This is a genomic window from Pseudonocardia sp. EV170527-09 (genome assembly GCF_008369905.1).
In the GTDB taxonomy this organism is placed as follows: Bacteria; Actinomycetota; Actinomycetes; order Mycobacteriales; family Pseudonocardiaceae; genus Pseudonocardia.
The window spans coordinates 1-274 of the sequence record NZ_VRMC01000451.1 but is presented as its reverse complement, the minus strand read 5'-3'; the positions used below and the strand labels follow the sequence as shown (position 1 = coordinate 274).

The window sequence follows — 274 nt, the reverse complement described above, 5'->3', positions numbered from 1 at the left end:
GCCGACCTCCGCGAAGTCGCCGTCGTCCTCGACGGCGCCTACGGCGACGGCGCGACGGTCACTGCGGTCCTGGCCCGGGACGGCCGCCGGGAAGCGGCTCGCCGGGTGGTGGACTGGGTGTTGGCCGGTCTGCCCCCGGCAGCCACCGGTGGAGTGACCGCGACCTGCCAGCTGGCGGCGTGGCGGTCGCTGGCGGCGACCTGTTCCGCTTTAGCATCGTGCGCTATGACGGACCCGTTGACTGTGATCGATCTTTTCGCGGGCTGTGGCGGGA

General features: G+C 72.3%; 1 protein-coding gene. It reads left to right on the top strand.

Translation table 11 applies throughout. The annotated features are described in order from the left end of the window. Nucleotides 1-274 (top strand): hypothetical protein (locus FVA95_RS32385; protein ID WP_205016069.1); only part of this gene is annotated, 274 nt, incomplete at both ends.